The sequence below is a fragment of the Flavobacterium sp. LMO8 genome, assembly GCF_009495755.1.
In the GTDB taxonomy this organism is placed as follows: Bacteria; Bacteroidota; Bacteroidia; order Flavobacteriales; family Flavobacteriaceae; genus Flavobacterium.
Genome location: NZ_WIBJ01000006.1, coordinates 112,345 through 132,136 on the forward strand (window position 1 = coordinate 112,345; position 19,792 = coordinate 132,136).

Below are 19,792 nucleotides of genomic sequence, written 5' to 3' on the forward strand. Positions count from 1 at the left end.
ACATAAATTCATTAGTTTTTCAAAACCAAAACCTTTGATAAATTACTAATAATTAAATAAAACATTGCTACTTTATTGTTTTATAAATCCTTTTAATTAAATTTGTTGAATTATCAATTTTGATTGGATTAGTTATGAATACACCAACAACAGCTGAAGTAGTTTCTTTTGAAGATTTTAAAAAAGAAGTGATTAACGATTATAAAATCGCCCGAATTAGTAGAGAATGTAGTCTTCTTGGAAGAAAAGAAGTACTCACAGGTAAAGCCAAATTCGGAATTTTTGGCGATGGTAAAGAAGTGCCTCAATTGGCATTAGCGAAAGCATTTCAAAACGGAGATTTCCGTTCAGGATACTATCGTGACCAAACGTTTATGATGGCAATTGGTGCTATGAATATCGAGCAATTCTTCGCTGGATTATATGGTCATACTGATATTAATTTTGATCCAATGAGTGCTGGACGTCAAATGGGCGGTCACTTCGCAACCCATTCATTAGATGAAAACGGAAATTGGAAAAACTTAACCCAACAAAAAAATTCGAGTGCTGACATCTCTCCTACTGCTGGGCAAATGCCGCGTTTATTAGGATTGGCTCAGGCTTCAAAAATATACAGAAATGTTTCTGGTATCAACCAAACCAACTTCTCCGAAAACGGAAACGAAGTCGCTTGGGGAACTATCGGAAATGCTTCCACTTCAGAAGGTTTATTCTTCGAAACTATAAACGCTGCCGGTGTTTTACAAGTACCAATGGTAATGAGTGTTTGGGACGACGAATACGGAATTTCAGTTCACGCACGCCATCAAACAACTAAAGAAAACATCTCAGAAATCTTAAAAGGTTTCCAACGTGATGAAGAAAACAATGGTTACGAAATCTTACGCGTTAAAGGTTGGGATTACCCAGCTTTAGTAGAAACATACCAAAAAGCATCACAAATTGCTCGTGAAGAACACGTTCCTGTTTTAGTTCACGTACAAGAATTGACACAACCGCAAGGTCACTCAACTTCTGGAAGTCATGAGCGTTACAAAAATGCAGAACGTTTGGCTTGGGAAGCAGAATTTGACTGTTTAGCTAAAATGAAAACTTGGTTAATCGAAAACAATATCGCTACTTCAGAAGAATTAGAAGAAATTGATAATCAAGCTAAAAAAGACGTTTTAGAAGGTAAAAAGGCAGCTTGGAATAACTTTACGGCTCCAATAAAAGCAGAACAACAAGAATTAGTTGGTTTGTTAAATACCATCGCTTCACAAAGTGAAAACAAAGTATTTATCGAGAAAATTGCTAACGATCTTGCGTCAATAAAAGAACCAATTCGTAAAGATATTTTAGTAGCGGCTCGCAAAGTATTACGCATGATTATCAAAGAAAATTCTCGTACTACTTTAGCTACTTGGATTGAAAATTATACGGAGAAAATTCAACCAAAATTCAGTTCGCACTTATTTTCGCAATCAGATAAAACCGTTTTAAAATCTAAAGAAGTAGCTCCAACATACGATGCAACTGCTGAAGATGTGGATGCCCGTTTGGTGTTAAGAGATAACTTTGATGCTATCTTTTCAAAATATCCTGAAACCTTAATTTTTGGTGAAGATTCAGGAAACATTGGTGACGTAAACCAAGGTTTGGAAGGCATGCAAGAAAAATACGGAGAATTACGCGTTGCCGATGTCGGAATTCGTGAAGCTACGATTTTAGGTCAAGGAATTGGGATGGCGATGCGAGGATTGCGTCCAATTGCTGAAATTCAATATTTAGATTATTTGTTGTATGCTATTCAAATCATGAGTGATGATTTAGCAACATTACAGTACAGAACGGCTGGTCGCCAAAAAGCACCATTAATCATCAGAACTCGTGGTCACCGTTTAGAAGGTGTTTGGCATTCAGGTTCTCCAATGGGAATGATTATCAATGCGATCAGAGGAATTCACGTTTTAGTTCCAAGAAACATGACCAAAGCAGCTGGTTTTTATAATACTTTGTTAGAAACTGACGAACCTGCATTAGTAGTAGAATGTTTGAACGGTTATCGTTTGAAAGAAAAAATGCCAACGAACTTAGGTGAATTCAAAACGCCTATCGGAGTGGTTGAAACTATCAAAACTGGAACTGATATCACTTTAGTTTCTTATGGTTCAACATTACGTTTAGTTGAACAAGCGGCAAATGAGTTAGAATCAGTTGGAATTAGCGCTGAAATTATTGACATTCAATCGTTATTACCTTTCGATATTCATCATGATATTGTGAAATCGGTAGCGATAACAAATCGTTTGTTAGTTATTGATGAAGACGTTCCTGGTGGAGCAAGTGCATACATTTTACAAGAAATTGTAGAAAATCAGAATGCGTATAAACATTTGGATAGCGCTCCGCAAACATTGGCTTCAAAAGCACACCGACCAGCTTATGGAACTGACGGAGATTACTTTTCAAAACCTTCAGCAGAAGATATTTTTGAGAAAGTATATGCGATTATGAATGAGTCAAATCCAACAAAATATCCAAATTTGTATTAAAAAATTTGTTTATTCGAAAATTAATTAGAAATATTTGCAACATACAATTAAGAAAATGATTTCAATTTTAAATAATATTTGGTGGTGGTCTAACTTACGTCGAACTTCGTGAGCGAAACCTGCTATAGTATCATTTAAAACCAAATACATAGAAAAGGCTTGTCAATCACGACAAGCCTTTTTTTATTGCCAAAAATTCAAAATCACATGAAAAAATATAAATTACATACCAACTACAAACAAATTCTTGCCGACACTATTACGCCAGTGAGTGTTTACTTAAAAATTCGTGATAAATTTCCAAACAGCATTCTTTTGGAAAGTTCGGATTATCATGCGAATGACAACAGTTTTTCATACATCTGTTTCAATCCGATTGCTTCCATAAAAGTTGAAAATCAAAAAATTGAAACGAATTTTCCTGATGGATTTTCAGAGATTATTCCAATTGATACTGATCTAAACGTGGCTAAAGAAATCGAAAATTTCTCTAATCAATTTCAAACCGAAAAATCAGATTTTAAATTCATTACGCAAGGATTATTTGGCTATTTAGCTTATGATGCAATTCAATATTTTGAGAAAGTTTCGATTGCTAAGAAATCAACAGAAAATGAAATTCCGGAACTATTTTATGCTGTTTATCAGAATATTATCGCTATTAATCATTTCAAAAACGAAGCCTATTTATTTTGTCATAGTTTTGATGGAAACAATAATATCGCTGAAATTGAACAATTATTACAATCGAAAAACTTTGCATCTTTTTCCTTTCAAAAATCAGGAAACGGAACTTCAAACTTAACTGATGATGAATTCAAAAACTACGTTTCGTTAGCCAAAAAACATTGTTTACGTGGTGATGTTTTCCAATTGGTGTTATCTCGAAGATTTTCACAAGATTTCAAAGGCGATGAATTCAATGTGTATCGTGCTTTACGAAGCATAAATCCTTCACCTTATTTGTTTTATTTTGATTACGGAAATTTTAAAATATTTGGTTCATCGCCAGAAGCACAATTGGTAATCAAAAACAATTTTGCCGAAATTCATCCTATTGCAGGTACATTCAAACGAACAGGAAACGACGAACAAGATGCCGATTTAGCTAAAAAATTAGGTGAAGATACTAAAGAAAACAGCGAACATGTCATGTTAGTCGATTTGGCAAGAAACGATTTAAGCCGAAGTTGTAACGAAGTAAAAGTAGAAAAATACAAAGAAGTACAATTTTTCTCTCATGTGATTCATTTGGTTTCAAAAGTATCAGGAAAATTAAAAGAAAATCATACTTTTATGGAATTAGTTGCGAAGACATTTCCAGCAGGAACTTTAACCGGTGCACCAAAAATTAAAGCCATGCAATTAATAGAAAACATTGAGAAAACCAACCGAAGTTTCTACGGTGGTGCTATTGGAGTTTTAGATTTTGAAGGCAACTTCAATCACGCGATCATGATTCGTTCTTTTTTGAGTAAAAATCATACGTTACATTTTCAAGCTGGAGCAGGAATTGTAGAAAGCTCTTCAGAAGAAAATGAAATGCAAGAAGTATATAACAAATTAGGCGCATTACAAAAAGCATTAGATTTAGCAGAAAACATATAAAAATTTAAAAACAAGAGCAAGAACAAGTTCAAGAACAAAAGCAAAAATCAAGTACAAATTGTCAAGTCGAGCGTAGTCGATACTTTTTAAATTTATCAAATTTCTTAAATCTGTATTCCAAAAAAAAAACTTTGAATTTTGAAATTGAATTTGCCCTTGAAATTGAAAAAAATTAAAGAAATGAAAATAGCAGTTATAGACAATTACGATAGTTTTACATATAATTTAGTCCACTATCTAGAGGATTTGAACGCGAATGTAACCGTTTTCAGAAACGATGAATTTGAATTGAATGAATTAGAAAAGTTCGACAAAATTCTTCTTTCGCCAGGACCAGGAATACCTGATGAAGCGGGTTTGTTGAAAGATGTCATCAAAAAATACGCTTCTTCAAAAAGTATTTTTGGTGTATGTCTTGGTCTGCAAGCTATTGGGGAAGTTTTTGGAGGACAATTAACCAATTTAGAAAAGGTCTATCATGGTGTAGCTACAAAAGTTACTAAAAATGAAGATGATTTTATTTTTAATGATTTGCCAAACGAAATTGAAGTTGGTCGTTACCATTCATGGGTTGTTTCAACTGAAAACCTTCCAGCCGATTTAATCGTAACTTCAACTGATGTAAACGGTCAAATTATGTCAATGAAACATGCTCATTTTGATATTCGAGGCGTGCAATATCATCCAGAAAGTGTCTTAACGCCTTACGGAAAAAAAATCTTAGAAAATTGGCTTAGCCATTAATTAGCAATCACATACACGCTTAAATCCCTTGCTTTACTAACACAAAATCAGTGAAGTACAGCCCAACTTATGTCCAATTTTAAAATAAATGAAATGAAAAATATATTAAATCGATTAATTCAACATGAAATCTTAACCAAAGAAGAAGCTAAAGATGTTTTGGTAAACATTTCTTCTGGAAGTTATAACCCAAGTCAAATTGCAGCTTTCATGACCGTTTACATGATGCGAAGTATTACTATTGAAGAATTAGGAGGTTTTAGAGAAGCTTTGTTAGAATTATGCATTCCAATTGATTTTTCCGCTTACAACACGATTGATTTGTGTGGAACTGGAGGAGATGGAAAAGACACCTTCAATATTTCTACTCTTTCTTCATTCATCGTAGCTGGAGCCGGAATTAAAGTTGCAAAACATGGAAATTACGGAGTTTCTTCGATTTCAGGATCGAGTAATGTGATGGAAAAAATGGGTGTGAAAGTCACCAATGATTCCGATTTCTTAACCAAATCCATCGAAGAAACCAATATTGCCATTTTGCACGCGCCACTCTTCCACCCTGCTATGAAAAATGTAGGTCCAATTCGAAAAGAATTAGGCGTGAAAACGTTTTTTAATATGTTGGGCCCTATGGTAAATCCGTCATTTCCAAAAAACCAAATGGTAGGTGTTTTTAGTTTAGAATTGGCTCGAATGTATGCGTATTTGTACCAAAACACAAATACCAACTACTCCATTTTACACGGATTAAGCGGTTTTGACGAAGTTTCATTGACTGATGAAGTAAAAATTATTTCCAACACTTCCGAACAAATTTTAAAACCATCGGATTTCAAATTAGCCGAATGTAAACTAGAAGCCATAAAAGGCGGAGCAACCATTGATGAATCCGCTAAAATTTTCTACGACGTTATTTCTGGAAAAGGAACTGTGGCTCAAAATAATGTGGTTTGTGCTAATGCTGCCATCGCCATTCAAACCGTTGAAAAATCGAATTATGATGAAGCTTTAGCAAAAGCGCAAGAAAGCTTAGTAAGCGGAAAAGCATTAGAAAAATTGAATAAATTAATCGAAATAAGTAACTAATAGTTGTCAATTCGAGCGCAGTCGAGAACTTATGAACATCTCGACTCCGCTCGAAGTGAAACAAAACTCAAAACCATGAACATTTTAGATAAAATCATAACCGACAAAAAACGTGAAGTTGAACTAAAGAAAAACATCATTCCTGTTTCACAATTGGAAGCTTCGGTTTTATTCAATTCTCGAACGTATTCTATGAGTAAATTATTAAAAAATAGTCTTTCAGGAATTATTGCAGAACACAAACGTCGTTCACCTTCAAAAGCTGTAATTAATAACAATCATTCCGTTGAAGATGTAGTTTTAGGTTATCAAAATGCTGGAGTTTGTGGAATTTCAGTTTTGACGGATGCTAAATATTTTTGTGGTAGTTTGGATGATTTGTTATTAGCAAAAGCTTCGGTAAATATTCCATTATTACGAAAAGAATTCATTGTTGACGAATACCAAATTATAGAAGCCAAAGCCCACGGAGCTGATGTAATCTTGCTAATTGCAGCAGTTTTAACTCGAGAAGAAATCAAGAAATTATCTGAGTTTGCTCAAAGTTTGGGTTTAGAAGTATTGTTGGAGGTTCACAATTTAGAAGAGTTAGAAAAATCGATCATGCCAAGTTTAGATATGATTGGCGTGAACAATCGCAATTTGAAAACCTTTGAAGTGAGTTTAGATTACAGCAAACAATTAGCAGCAAAAATTCCTGACGAATTTGTGAAAGTTTCAGAAAGTGGCATTAGTTCAATTGAAGCAGTCAAAGAATTACAACAATTTGGCTATAAAGGTTTTTTAATGGGTGAACATTTCATGAAAACCGAAAATCCTGGTTTGGAAGCTCAAAGATTCATTCAAAAATTAGTAATATGAAAAACGTAAAACTAAAAATTTGCGGCATGAAAGATTCTGAAAATATAACAGAAATTTCGGTTTTACAACCTGATTATTTAGGGTTTATTTTCTGGGAAAAATCAAGTCGAAATATGAATTTGAAAACAATTCCTGAAATTCCTAAATCTATTAAAAAAGTAGGCGTTTTTGTGGATGCTTCCATACAAGAAATTGCTGCAAAAATTAAGCAATACCAATTAGAAATCATCCAATTACACGGAAATGAGTCCGTTATTTTTTGCAAAAATGTAAAAAAACTTGGTGTAGAAGTCATCAAAGTTTTCTCGGTTGATGCAACTTTCAATTTTTCCAAATTAAAAGAATACGTATTTGTTGTTGATTATTTTCTTTTTGATACCAAAGGAAAACTACCAGGAGGAAACGGCATCACCTTCGATTGGAATATTTTGGAAAACTATCACTTCAACATTCCTTACTTTTTAAGCGGTGGAATTGGAACTACAGAAATTGACGGATTAAAAGAATTTCTAAAATCACCCGCTGCAAAAAAATGCTACGCAATTGATGTTAACAGTCGTTTTGAAAAAAAACCTGGAATTAAAAATAAAATCAAATTAGAAAAATTTAAAAAATTGCTTTATGAAAACGAAATATAATGTTGATGAAAATGGATTTTATGGCCAATTTGGAGGCGCTTTTATTCCTGAAATGTTGTATCCGAATGTGGGAGAATTAAAAGAAAACTACTTAAAAATAATGGCTGAACCTTCCTTTCAAGAAGAGTTTAACGACTTATTACAACAATTTGTAGGTCGCCCAACACCTTTGTATTTTGCCAAACGTTTATCCGAAAAATACAATACCAAAATCTATTTGAAGCGAGAAGATTTGTGTCATACTGGTGCGCACAAAATCAATAACACTGTCGGACAAATTTTAGTTGCCAAACGTTTAGGGAAAACTCGAATCATTGCTGAAACTGGGGCAGGTCAACACGGTGTAGCCACAGCAACGGTTTGTGCTTTAATGGGATTAGAATGTATTGTGTATATGGGCGAAGTCGATATTAAAAGACAAGCGCCAAACGTAGCTCGCATGAAAATGTTGGGTGCAGAAGTTCGTCCAGCAACTTCAGGTTCGAAAACCTTGAAAGATGCTACAAATGAAGCCATTCGCGATTGGATTAACAATCCGATTGATACATTTTATATCATTGGTTCTGTGGTAGGACCACATCCTTATCCCGATATGGTGGCGCGTTTTCAAAGTGTGATTTCTAAGGAAATTAAATCACAACTTTTAACTCAAGAAGGCAAAGAAAATCCAGATTTTGTTATTGCATGCGTTGGTGGCGGAAGTAACGCTGCTGGAGCTTTTTACGAATTTTTAGACGAAGAATCTGTAAAATTAATTGCTGTGGAAGCGGCTGGACATGGAGTTGATTCTGGGGAAAGCGCTGCAACTTCTGTTTTAGGAAAAATTGGAATTATTCACGGCAGTAAAACCTTATTAATGCAAACCGAAGACGGACAAATCACAGAACCCTACTCGATTTCAGCAGGACTGGATTACCCTGGAGTTGGACCACTTCATGCTCATTTACACGATACCAAACGTGCGGAATTCATCGCAATAACAGATTCAGAAGCCATGCAATCTGGATTAGAGTTATCAAAAACAGAAGGAATTATTCCTGCAATTGAAACCGCTCATGCTTTTTCAGTTTTGGATAAAAAACAATTTCAACCAAACGAAATTGTAGTCATCAATTTATCAGGAAGAGGCGATAAAGATTTGAATACTTATATTGATTATTTTAAATTTAGTGAATAGTAATTAGTGACTAGTGATTAGCCTAAAAACTTATATGAGCTTTTAGAAACTTTGTAAAAAAAATTAGTACATCACCTTACATGACTTATATGTTTAATAAAATCATTGCGCACTTTGCGAAAAACTTTGCTCCCGAAGTTTCGGGATTTGCGTTAAAACCAAATAATATGAACAGAATTAACCAAAAATTACAAGAAGATAAAAAACTGCTTTCCATTTATTTTACAGCAGGATTTCCGCAACTAAATGACACTGTTTCCATCATTCAAGAATTGGAAAAAAACGGAGTGGATATGATTGAAATTGGGTTGCCTTTTTCCGATCCGTTAGCCGATGGACCAACTATACAAGAAAGCTCAACTCAAGCAATTGAAGACGGAATGACGACTTCGCTCCTATTTGAGCAATTGAAAGACATTAGAAAATCGGTTCAAATTCCATTAATTATTATGGGATACTTCAATCCGATGATGCAATTTGGAATGGAGAAATTTTGTCAAAAATGTGCGGAAGTTGGAATTGATGGTTTAATTATTCCTGATTTACCTTTATTCGTTTACGAAACCGAGTACAAAGCTATTTTCGAAAAATATCATTTGAAAAATATCTTTTTGATTTCGCCACAAACCTCGGTTGAACGTATCCAACAAATCGATTCGATTTCCGATAGTTTTATTTATATGGTGAGTTCAGCTGCAGTTACGGGAAGTCAATCAGGTTTCGGTTCAGAACAAATGGATTATTTTAAAAGAATTGCTGATTTAAGTTTGAAGAATCCTCAAATTGTTGGTTTTGGTATTAAAGATGAAGAAACATTTCAACAAGCTACGAAATATCAAAAAGGAGCTATTATTGGAAGTGCTTTTATCAACTTTTTAAAGGAAAATCCTATTTCAGACATTTCAAAGTTTATCAATAAAATCAAATAAAATTAGGAAAGTTCATAGTATTTTTTTGTAAATTGTAACTTTTTGTAAAAGTAATCGTATAATTACAAAACTAACTTACAACTATGAACTTTCTTGAACATTACGAGCCATTACTCAAGGCTTTTTGGTACATTGCTTTACCAGTAAGTATCTTTTTTCTATTACAAACCATTTCTACCTTCATTGGATTAAGCGGTTCTGAAACCGATGCTGATACTGATGGTGGCGATGGTGATATGCCTTTTGAATTATTTACCCTTCGCAACTTAATCAACTTTTTGTTGGGATTTAGTTGGACAGGAATCTCGTTGTATCAATCATTCGAGAACAAAACGATTCTGATTGGAATTTCTGTTTTAGTGGGAATACTTTTTGTGGGTGTTTTCTTTTTTATCATCAAGCAAATATTAAAACTTTCGGAAGATAATAGTTTCAAAATTGAAAATACTATCAATAAAACGGCTGAAGTATATTTAACCATTCCTGAAGCAAAATCAGGAAAAGGAAAAATTCAAATCAGTGTAAATGGTTCTTTTCATGAATTAGACGCAATTACCAATTCATCCGAAAAACTTACTTCTGGAAGTACTGTAAAAGTAGTCGCTGTAGAGCACAATTTAGTTATCGTAGAAAAAATCTAATCCTTTATTTATATGAACATTTTACCTATTATTATTGTACTAGCTTTCGTAGTATTTGTTACTATCGTAACTTTAATCTCGCGTTACAAAAGATGTCCATCCGACAAAATTTTAGTTATTTATGGAAAAACTGGTGGCACATCAGCTAAGTGTGTTCACGGTGGTGGTGCTTTTATTTGGCCTGTAATTCAAGATTTTCAGTATTTAGATTTAAAACCTATTTCTATTGAAGCGAATTTAACTAATGCTCTTTCTCGTCAAAATATTCGTGTCGATGTTCCGTGTCGATTTACTATAGCAATTTCTACTGAAACTGATAGTATGAATACAGCTGCTGAGCGTTTGTTAGGTTTACATCCAGAGCAAATTCAGGAATTGGCGAAAGATATTTTATTTGGGCAATTGCGTTTGGTTATTGCAACGATGACGATTGAAGAAATCAACTCGGATAGAGATAAATTCTTAGATAACATTTCTAAAAACGTAGACTCGGAATTAAAGAAAATTGGTTTAAAATTAATCAACGTTAACGTAACCGATATCAAAGATGAATCGGGATATATTGAAGCTTTAGGAAAAGAAGCGGCTGCAAAAGCGATTAACGAAGCTAAAATTTCGGTTGCTGAACAAGAGAAAATTGGAGAAACTGGAAAAGCAATGGCCGATCGTGAAAAAGACGTTCAAATTGCGGAAACACACAGAGATCGTGACGTTAAAATTGCGATTACCAACAAAGATAGAGAAGTAAGTATTGCGGCTGCCTTTAAAGATGAAAGTATCGGAAAAGCAGAGGCACAAAGAGATACGCGTGTTGCTACATCAGAAGCGAATGCGATTGCGATTCAAGGAGAAAATGAGGCAAAAATTGCTATTGCACAATCGGAAGCAGCTCGACGTGAAAAAGAAGCAGAAGCTTTACGTATTGCGTTAGCATCTGAAAAAGTACAACAAGCAAAAGCATTAGAAGAATCATACTTAGCCGAACAAAAAGCGGAAGCGGCACGTGCTGAAAGAGAACGTTCTACTCAAAATGCAAATATTGTAATTCCGGCAGAAATTGCGAAACAAAAAGCCGTTATTGATGCACAAGCAGAAGCAGAAAAAACAAGAGAATTAGCAAAAGGAGAAGCCGATGCAATTTTCGCTAAAATGGAAGCTGAAGCAAAAGGTTTGTATGAAATTTTAACGAAACAAGCAGAAGGTTACCGTGAAGTAGTAAGTGCCGCTGGTGGTGATCCAACAAAAGCATTCCAGTTATTATTAATTGAAAAATTACCTGAATTAGTTAAAACTCAAGTGGAAGCCGTTAAAAACATCAAAATTGACAAAATCACGGTTTGGGATTCTGGAAATAATACGGATGGAAACGGCTCAACTGCGAATTTCGTTTCCGGAATGATGAAAACAGTTCCGCCTTTAAATGACTTATTCAATATGGCTGGTTTGAACTTACCAACGTATCTAAAAGGTGAAGATATGCCTAAAGAAGCTTCAAGTTCAACTGAAATTACGCCAACTGAAGAAGTGAAATAAATTTTTATAACTTACAGTATTAAATCCCAAATTTGTAATGAATTTGGGATTTTTTCTTACATTTACTTTTAAAATTACAGGATTAATGGAATTCATTATAAAAACTACTAATTTAGATTTTCAGTATTCGAAGAATAAAAAAATTCTAAATAACTTATCCATCAATGTTCCAAAAGGAAGCATCTATGGTTTTTTAGGACCAAATGGCGCTGGAAAATCGACCACAATGCGATTATTAACTGGTATCACTCCTGATGATAGTAACTCCATTTTCTTATTTGAAAAATCCATTAAAAGTCAAACCCCTGATGTTTTTGAAAAAGTTGGAGCTCTTGTGGAAAGTCCAGCACTATACTTACATCTTTCGGGTTATGACAACGTAAAATACATTGCACTTTTGCGACAAGTTCCTTTGTCTAGAATTGATGAAGTTTTAGAATTAGTGGATTTAACTGCACATAAAAAACAAAAGGCGAAACAATATTCGCTAGGAATGAAACAACGCTTAGCTATTGCAATGGCACTTTTAAGTAAACCTGAATTGTTATTTTTAGACGAACCAGTGAATGGTTTAGACCCAAATGGAATTGTTGAAATCAGAAAATTACTAGTTAAAATTAATAAAGAAAGAGGTGTTACCATATTTGTTTCGAGTCATTTATTGAGTGAAATTGAAAAAATGTGTACGCATATTGGAATTATCTCAAAAGGTATTTTAAAATATGAAGGTACAATGGAAGATTTATCTAGAAAATTTGAAACTTGTAAAATACAAATCACATTAGATGAAGCTGAAAGTTGGAAAGAAAAATTAAGTTCTAAATATGCAAATGTAGTATTAGAAGAGCAAAACAAAATTACAATGAACTTGAGCCATACCTCAGAAATTCCAGATTTCGCTAAGCAAATTATCCAAGAAGGTGCTCGTATTTACGAAATTAAAATTTTGGAAGGTTTAGAAGAATGGTTTATGAATTTAACTGAAAACTAAATGAAACAATATATTTCAAATTTATTAATTGCGCTCAAAGCAGAACATTTAAAGAAAAAAGGAACAGGAATTTATTACACTTCTATAATTATTGGCGCACTCTCACCTATTTTGTACTTTTTGTTTCAACTCTTTTCAGAAAATAAAGCTGAAGCTGGAATGCCATACAATTATTACACAACATTTATTTATGATGTAATAACACCTTTTACTTTCTTTTTATTTCCCATGATTATTATTATTCATGCGAGTAAAATGGCTCAACTAGATCATAAAAATGGCGGTTGGCAGTTAATGGAAACCCAACCCATTCAAAAATTTTCTATTTACTTTTCTAAATATATTGTACTTCTTCTAAGCAATCTTTTAAGCATTTCGAGCTTGTTTGTAACAAGTCTTTTGTGTTCTTTTATTTTGAAAAACACAATAGAAATTCCAGAAACAGCTAATTTTTCAATTGAATTTTACAATTTATCGAATTTATTTGTAAGAGCTTTCGCTGCTAGTTTATTTGTAACTGCTTTGCAATATTTTCTATCGGTTTTAATTTCAAGTTTCATTTGGTCTTTACTTATTGGGTTTTTCTCATTATTAGCAACCTCTTTTTTGACGAGTTTCAATTTAATTCCAGATTGGTATCCTTATGGAATTTTAAATAAAATTTCTGATTATAAAGAAGGAAGTGACATTGGAAATTATTTATTATATACCGAAGTAATAAGTCTTTTTTTAAGTGTATTTATTTTAACTGCGGGATTTTATTGGTACAAAAACAAGAACTTCATTCGTGCTTTTATAAAACCTTATTCAAAAATTATAACTTCTTTATCTTTTACCCTATTGTTTGTGGCTATTGGATATTTAATACTTAAACCAAAACAATATGAACATTTAGAAACAACCATTTTATGCGGGAAAATTGAAAGTTTGTCAAAATTTAAAAATGGTTACTTAATTCATCCTACTATATCGGATACTATTGCAAGTTTTAAAATTATCAACAATGAATTTAAATTAAAAACGGATAAACCTATAGCACTAGATGGTTATAAAATTATAATTGACAATAGTTTTCCTGTTGGTGTGATTATGGCTTCAAAAGATAGTATTTATGTTTCTATTAAATATTTTAATAATGAAGTAACAACTAAGTTTACAGGTACACGTTTAGCTGAAAATCAATACAAATCTAATAATAGAGATTGGAGTTATGTTGCCTATAATTTAGAACAAAACGAATTAATTGATAAACCGAAAGAGTTTTTTGAAATCTTGTTTAAAGAATGGAATAAAAAATATAATAACGCTAATTCAATCAAAACGAGAGACAACTTTATTCCTAAAAAAGATTTTATTGAACGAGAAACGAAGTTAGTTTGCTTGGAATATCTGAATTACTTAAATACTTATTTAGACAAACGAAAAGCAATGTTTCCAAAAGACAAAACGGAGTTACCTTCCAACATAGTAGCAATAAAAAACAAAGTAAAATTAAATGATGAATCTTTAATAAGTAACGAATCCTATTTAGAGTATTTAAAATACGAACTTTGTAAAAATGATTCTAGAGATATTGATGTCAAATTGAAAGAAATTGAAAATATTTCGAAACTCAAAACCAGTAATTTTAAAAACAGATTGTTATATTCTTATCTTAAAACGAACCTAGAAGAAGCTTCAAGTAGCTCTGAGCGAAAAGAACTTATAAATAACTATTCTAATTTTATAACCGATAAAAAATTAAAAGAAAATTTAATCAATCAATTCAAAATATATGAGCGTTTGGGTAGAGGAAATGAAGCAAGGCCAATTCAAGCGAAAGATTTAAACGGAAATCTTGTTACAATTTCTAAATTTAAAGGAAAATTTGTTGCAATTGATATTTGGGCAACGTGGTGCGGACCTTGCAAATACGAGTCTCCGTATTTTGAAAAAATAGCAATAAAATATAAAAAAGAAAATATTGTGTTTTTAGGCTTAAGTAGTGATCAAGATACTAAAAAATGGTATTTAGATGCTAAAAACAAATCAAAATCGGTAACCCATTTACGATTAGAAAATCCTGTATTATTTTCTAAAGACTTCAATGTAAATAGTATTCCGCGATTTATATTAATTGATCCTGAAGGAAAAATTTATAATTCCAATATGCCTAGACCAAGTGATTCTGCCTTTGAAATTATAATTAGAAAAGCATTAGGATTAAAAGAACTTGAGTAAATAAAATCCCAAATTCATTAAATATATTGAATTTGGGATTTTTAATATTATGTTATTTTAAAACAAAACTACCTCGTAAAAACCAGAGTATTTTCTTTACTTAAATTGGCATCAAAAGCATAACCCTCGTAGTTAAAACCTTTTAAATCTTCTATAGTTTCAGCATTGGTATCGATAATATAGCGCACCATTAAACCTCTTGCTTTTTTAGCGAAGAAACTAATCATTTTTAGTTTACCGTCTTTGTAATCTTTGAATTCAGGAGTAATTACTGGAACTTTTAATGCTTTGGTGTCAACCGCACTAAAATACTCATTACTCGCTAAATTTAGAAATAATTCATCTTTAGAAAGTTCTTTGTTTAATGTATCGGTAATGGTTTTCTTCCAGAATTCGTAAAGGTTTTTCTTGGTTCCGATAGCGATAGAAGTTCCCATTTCTAAGCGATACGGTTGCATCAAATCTAAAGGTTTTAAAAGTCCGTATAAACCCGAAAGAATGCGTAATTTTTCTTGTAAAACAGCTACTTTTTCTGTTGGTAACGAATATACGTCTAATCCGGTATAAACATCACCATCAAAAGCATAAACTGCTGGGCGTGCATTTTCTGAAGAAAAAGGAATACTCCAATCTTGATTACGTTGCCAATTTAATTCGGCTAACTTTTCAGAAATATCCATAAGCTCCATTAATTGCTTAGGCTTTTTCTTTTTTAACGTTTTTTGAATGGTTTCCGATTTTGATAAAAATGCAGGTTCTGTATAGTTAGAAATTGGTAACGGACTTTCGTAGTTTAAAGACTTAGCTGGTGATATAACAATTTTCATATTTTCTTATTTCTGTTTTTCAAAAATACGAAAATATACAAATGTTGGTTGAGATGTTTTATAAGAAATTGTTATAGCACTATAAAAAAACCTCCAAAAAAGATCAATTCTTGGAGGCTTTAATTTTATATTTTTACTTCTATTCTTCAATAAACGTTTGAGCTTTTGAATATACTCTCCATTTATCAATACATTCCTGTAAATCTTGCGGAATTGGAGTGTCAAAACGTAAAAACTCTTTTGTAATGGGATGTTCAAATCCTAATGTTTTTGCATGAAGTGCTTGTCTTGGTAATACTTTAAAACAATTATCTACAAACTGTTTGTATTTGGTAAACGTAGTGCCTTTCAAAATGGAATCACCACCATAACGTTCATCGTTAAAAAGTGTGTGACCTATATGCTTCATATGTACACGAATTTGATGCGTTCTTCCGGTTTCTAACTGACAAGAAACTAAGGTTACATAACCAAATCGCTCCAATACTTTATAATGTGTTACAGCAGGTTTTCCTTTTTCATCACTTTCATGAACCGCCATTCGCATGCGATTGGTATCATGTCGACCAATATTTCCTTCAACAGTTCCTTCGTCTTCTTCGATATTTCCCCAAACTAAAGCAACATATTCTCTTTCCGACGTTTTTTCAGCAAATTGTTTCGACAAATAAGCCATTGCTAATTCTGTCTTTGCAACTACTAATAATCCTGTAGTGTCTTTATCAATTCGATGAACCAATCCTGGTCGTTCTGAACTGTTCATTGGTAAATTCTCAAAATGATAGGCCAATGCATTAACCAAAGTTCCTGAATAATTCCCATGACCTGGATGCACCACCATTCCTGCTGGTTTGTTAATAACCAACAATTGATCATCTTCAAATACAATATCTAACGGAATATTTTCTGGTGTTAATAATTGCTCATAAGTAGGATGTGACAATACTAAACGTACAACATCACCTGCTTTTACTTTGTAATTGGATTTTACCGCAACATCATTCACTAAAATAGAACCATTTTCCGCTGCTTGTTGTATTTTATTTCGAGTCGTATTTTCAATCATGTTCATCAAAAATTTATCCACTCGCAAGGCAGATTGCCCTTTGCTTGCTTCAAAACGATGATGTTCGTATAACTCATCTTCGAGTTCATTTTCAACCTTATATTCCGCCATTATCTTCTTTAAATTCAATTGGTTTTACTTCTTCTGATGGAGGCAAAGTATCTGATGGTTCTTCTGAACTAAATGTATCTTCGTTAAAAATTTCTTTTCCGTCTCCTAAAACAAAATCAAGTACTGAGTTTTTCTTCACCTTATCTCCAGCTCTTAAACGTCTTCCATTTTGGTAAATTTGTAATACTACATCTTTTGCAATATGTGGTTTATAGGTTAGTTTTCCTTCCTTTAAAGTCAATGCCTTAACCGTTGCCGAAATTTGTCGGAATGTTTTGTCTTTAAATTCTGGAATCGTAATATCTGTAAATTCACCCGCATTTAATTTTACATAAACTTTTCTCCCATCTTTTACAGAACTTCCTGCTTTTGGATCTTGTTCCAAAATAGAAAAAGGAGGAAAATCGGAATTAAATTCTACCGTATCCAATAAAAATACTTCTAAATTAAGTTCTTTTAATTTTTCATCTGCAATTTCCAGTTTCATTTTAGATAAATCTGGTACTTTAATTTCCTGACCATGATTGGTTCTAAAATCTAAAAGCTGAACAACTAAAAAAGTAAAAACAACTACAATTGAAATAGCAATTGCTACTTGTGTAAAAAAGGTTCTACTGGTTAAATACTTAACTAAACTCATACAAAATGATATTTTGACAAAGATATAAAATTTGATTTTAGTATCACTTGCTAATTTATATGTTTTAAAAACGTAGATTATTAATAAAAATTTCAATTGTATCCTTTAAAATAGCATCAAAATATCAATAAATAATGTAATTTTGTGTAAGTCAATTATAACATAAGATGAAAAACGTTGCCATTATCATGGGTGGTTACTCTAGCGAGTACAAAATTTCGTTAACTAGCGGAAATGTAGTGTTTAACAACATTAATCGTACTAAATTCAATCCGTATCGTATTCATATTTTTAAAGAAAAATGGGTATATGTAGACGAAAATGATACCGAATTCCCAATTGATAAAAACGATTTTTCTGTTGTTATTAATGGAACTAAAGTTAATTTTGATGTCGTTTTTAATGCCATTCATGGTACGCCGGGCGAAGATGGCTTAATGCAAGCGTATTTTGAATTGCTACATATTCCTCAAACTTCTTGTGATTATTACCAAGCAGCGTTAACTTTCAACAAACGTGATATGTTATCGGTTTTAAAACCATACGGAATCAAAACTGCTGAATCGTATTATTTGAATTTGGGCGATGAAATTAACGTAGAAACTATTCTAGCGAAAGTGGGTTTACCTTGTTTCGTAAAACCAAATAAATCGGGTTCAAGTTTCGGAATTTCGAAAGTAAAAACAGCAGCAGAATTCCTTCCAGCTATTGAAAACGCTTATAAAGAAGACGATGAAATCATCATTGAAAGTTTCTTGGACGGAACAGAAGTTTCTGTAGGAGTAATCAATTACAAAGGAACCGTTACCGTTTTACCAATAACAGAAATTGTATCTGAAAACGACTTTTTTGATTACGAAGCAAAATATTTAGGCAAATCAAAAGAGATTACGCCAGCCAGAATTTCAGATGAATTGAAAGTAAAAATTGAAACGGTTTCAAAAAGAGCTTACGAAGTGCTGAAAATGAAAGGTTTTTCGAGAAGTGAATTTATAATTGTGAATAATGAGCCTTTTATGTTAGAGATGAATACAATTCCGGGTTTAACTACCGAAAGTATTTTACCGCAACAAGCTCGCGAAGCCGGAATCTCGTTACCTGAATTGTTTGAAAACGCTATTGAATTGGCTTTAAAAAAGTAAAAACATGATAAATTATCAAGAACATATCGAAATCAAACCGGAAGTTCGTTTTGGGAAACCAATCATAATAGGAACTCGAATTTCAGTTTATGATGTTTTAAATTGGTTGGCTAACGGAATGACCATCAATGAAATTATTACTGATTTTCCGGAATTAACAGAAGATAAAATTAAGTCTTGTTTGGCTTATGCAGCTGAAAAAGAGCATAAAATAAGAGTGGCATCGTGAGTTTACTATTTGATCAAAATATATCATTTCGAATAGTTCAAAAAATTCAAAATGAATTTCCAAATTCTAAACAAGTTAGAGAATTAGGATTAGAAGGGTTTTCTGATGATAAAATTTGGAAGTTTGCAAAAGAAAGCAACTATACAATTGTCACTTTTGATAGTGATTTTTTTGAAATATCAAATTTAAAAGGTCATCCTCCAAAAATCATTTGGTTAAGAACTGGTAATACAACAACAATAAATATTATTGAAATTCTACAACTAAAAAAAGAAATTATTATAGATTTTATTTCAAATCCATTATATTCTGAAATAAGTTGTCTTGAAATAAACTAACTATGAAAAAAGCAATATTTCCAGGTTCATTTGACCCTATTACGAATGGTCATGCCGATATTATTAAACGTGGTGTTTCATTATTTGATGAAATTATTGTGGCTATTGGCGTAAATGCTGAAAAAAAATATATGTTTTCGTTAGAAGAACGTATGCGCTTTATTGAAGAAACTTTTAAAGATGAACCTAAAGTAAGAGTGGTAACGTATACTGGTTTAACTATTGATTTGTGTAAAAAAGAAAAAGCCGAATTTATTTTAAGAGGTCTTCGCAATCCGGCCGATTTTGAGTTTGAAAAAGCCATTGCTCATGCCAACAGAACCATGTCAAAAATAGAAACTGTCTTTTTATTAACCGCTGCTCGAACTTCGTTTATATCCTCAAGTATTGTGAGAGATGTTATTCGAAATGGTGGCGATGCCTCAAAATTAGTTCCAAGTTCTGTATTGGAAAAATAGTCCTTCTTTTCTTAAA

General features: G+C 32.5%; 19 protein-coding genes. 16 read left to right on the forward strand and 3 right to left on the reverse strand.

Annotation, left to right across the window (positions count from 1 at the left end):
• The first annotated feature begins 134 nt into the window (after positions 1-134).
• The 12 genes from GFJ94_RS00910 (at position 135) to GFJ94_RS00965 (ending at position 14,965) form a co-directional block, all read left to right on the forward strand.
• A complete protein-coding gene (locus tag GFJ94_RS00910; protein WP_153199593.1) occupies positions 135-2,537 on the forward strand; it encodes a thiamine pyrophosphate-dependent enzyme in 2,403 nt (800 codons plus the stop codon).
• A gap of 207 nt (positions 2,538-2,744) precedes the next feature.
• Entirely contained in the window at positions 2,745-4,145 is a 1,401-nt protein-coding gene (locus GFJ94_RS00915; protein WP_153199495.1) for an anthranilate synthase component I family protein, read from the forward strand.
• Positions 4,146-4,325: 180 nt separating this feature from the next.
• Positions 4,326-4,889 carry an aminodeoxychorismate/anthranilate synthase component II gene (locus GFJ94_RS00920; RefSeq protein ID WP_153199497.1) on the forward strand — a complete coding sequence of 188 codons (564 nt, stop codon included), beginning with the start codon at positions 4,326-4,328 and terminating at the stop codon, positions 4,887-4,889.
• A gap of 93 nt (positions 4,890-4,982) precedes the next feature.
• The gene (trpD, locus tag GFJ94_RS00925; protein ID WP_153199499.1) at positions 4,983-5,975 is read left to right on the forward strand and encodes an anthranilate phosphoribosyltransferase; all 993 of its coding nucleotides are present in this window, start codon (positions 4,983-4,985) and stop codon (positions 5,973-5,975) included.
• A 75-nt stretch (positions 5,976-6,050) separates the two neighbouring features.
• On the forward strand, positions 6,051-6,836 hold the full coding sequence (gene trpC / locus GFJ94_RS00930; protein WP_153199501.1) for an indole-3-glycerol phosphate synthase TrpC: 786 nt from the start codon (positions 6,051-6,053) through the stop codon (positions 6,834-6,836).
• Positions 6,833-7,474, forward strand: coding sequence for a phosphoribosylanthranilate isomerase (locus GFJ94_RS00935; protein WP_153199504.1), 642 nt, complete (start codon positions 6,833-6,835; stop codon positions 7,472-7,474). The genes trpC and GFJ94_RS00935 overlap by 4 nt, the downstream gene beginning before the upstream one ends.
• A complete protein-coding gene (gene trpB / locus GFJ94_RS00940) occupies positions 7,458-8,651 on the forward strand; it encodes a tryptophan synthase subunit beta (protein WP_153199506.1) in 1,194 nt (397 codons plus the stop codon). Before GFJ94_RS00935 ends, trpB begins: the two co-directional genes overlap by 17 nt.
• A gap of 167 nt (positions 8,652-8,818) precedes the next feature.
• The gene (gene trpA / locus GFJ94_RS00945; protein ID WP_153199508.1) at positions 8,819-9,580 is read left to right on the forward strand and encodes a tryptophan synthase subunit alpha; all 762 of its coding nucleotides are present in this window, start codon (positions 8,819-8,821) and stop codon (positions 9,578-9,580) included.
• A gap of 83 nt (positions 9,581-9,663) precedes the next feature.
• The gene (locus tag GFJ94_RS00950; RefSeq protein ID WP_153199510.1) at positions 9,664-10,221 is read left to right on the forward strand and encodes an NfeD family protein; all 558 of its coding nucleotides are present in this window, start codon (positions 9,664-9,666) and stop codon (positions 10,219-10,221) included.
• 12 nt (positions 10,222-10,233) lie between these two features.
• Positions 10,234-11,754: a flotillin family protein gene (locus GFJ94_RS00955; protein ID WP_153199512.1), complete on the forward strand. Its 1,521-nt coding sequence runs from the start codon at positions 10,234-10,236 to the stop codon at positions 11,752-11,754.
• A gap of 85 nt (positions 11,755-11,839) precedes the next feature.
• Positions 11,840-12,745 carry an ABC transporter ATP-binding protein gene (locus tag GFJ94_RS00960; protein ID WP_153199514.1) on the forward strand — a complete coding sequence of 302 codons (906 nt, stop codon included), beginning with the start codon at positions 11,840-11,842 and terminating at the stop codon, positions 12,743-12,745.
• A complete protein-coding gene (locus GFJ94_RS00965; RefSeq protein ID WP_153199515.1) occupies positions 12,746-14,965 on the forward strand; it encodes a redoxin family protein in 2,220 nt (739 codons plus the stop codon).
• A 68-nt stretch (positions 14,966-15,033) separates the two neighbouring features.
• Here the strand turns inward: GFJ94_RS00965 and yaaA are convergent, their stop codons facing one another.
• The 3 genes from yaaA to GFJ94_RS00980 form a co-directional block, all read right to left on the reverse strand.
• Positions 15,034-15,792: a peroxide stress protein YaaA gene (gene yaaA, locus GFJ94_RS00970; RefSeq protein WP_153199517.1), complete on the reverse strand. Its 759-nt coding sequence runs from the start codon at positions 15,790-15,792 to the stop codon at positions 15,034-15,036.
• A gap of 139 nt (positions 15,793-15,931) precedes the next feature.
• The gene (locus GFJ94_RS00975; RefSeq protein ID WP_153199518.1) at positions 15,932-16,969 is read right to left on the reverse strand and encodes an RluA family pseudouridine synthase; all 1,038 of its coding nucleotides are present in this window, start codon (positions 16,967-16,969) and stop codon (positions 15,932-15,934) included.
• A complete protein-coding gene (locus GFJ94_RS00980; protein WP_153199520.1) occupies positions 16,956-17,609 on the reverse strand; it encodes a PASTA domain-containing protein in 654 nt (217 codons plus the stop codon). The genes GFJ94_RS00975 and GFJ94_RS00980 overlap by 14 nt, the downstream gene beginning before the upstream one ends.
• Positions 17,610-17,776: 167 nt before the next feature.
• Here GFJ94_RS00980 and GFJ94_RS00985 point away from each other — a divergent pair, with 167 nt between their 5' ends.
• Genes GFJ94_RS00985 through coaD form a run of 4 tightly spaced genes read left to right on the forward strand, consistent with a single transcriptional unit; the run spans position 17,777 to position 19,776 of the window.
• Positions 17,777-18,751 carry a D-alanine--D-alanine ligase gene (locus tag GFJ94_RS00985; RefSeq protein WP_153199522.1) on the forward strand — a complete coding sequence of 325 codons (975 nt, stop codon included), beginning with the start codon at positions 17,777-17,779 and terminating at the stop codon, positions 18,749-18,751.
• A 4-nt stretch (positions 18,752-18,755) separates the two neighbouring features.
• Positions 18,756-18,980, forward strand: coding sequence for a DUF433 domain-containing protein (locus GFJ94_RS00990; protein WP_153199524.1), 225 nt, complete (start codon positions 18,756-18,758; stop codon positions 18,978-18,980).
• Positions 18,977-19,318: a DUF5615 family PIN-like protein gene (locus GFJ94_RS00995; RefSeq protein WP_162523762.1), complete on the forward strand. Its 342-nt coding sequence runs from the start codon at positions 18,977-18,979 to the stop codon at positions 19,316-19,318. Before GFJ94_RS00990 ends, GFJ94_RS00995 begins: the two co-directional genes overlap by 4 nt.
• 2 nt (positions 19,319-19,320) lie before the next feature.
• Positions 19,321-19,776, forward strand: a complete 456-nt coding sequence (coaD, locus tag GFJ94_RS01000) for a pantetheine-phosphate adenylyltransferase (protein ID WP_153199526.1) — start codon at positions 19,321-19,323, stop codon at positions 19,774-19,776.
• Positions 19,777-19,792 lie beyond the last annotated feature (16 nt).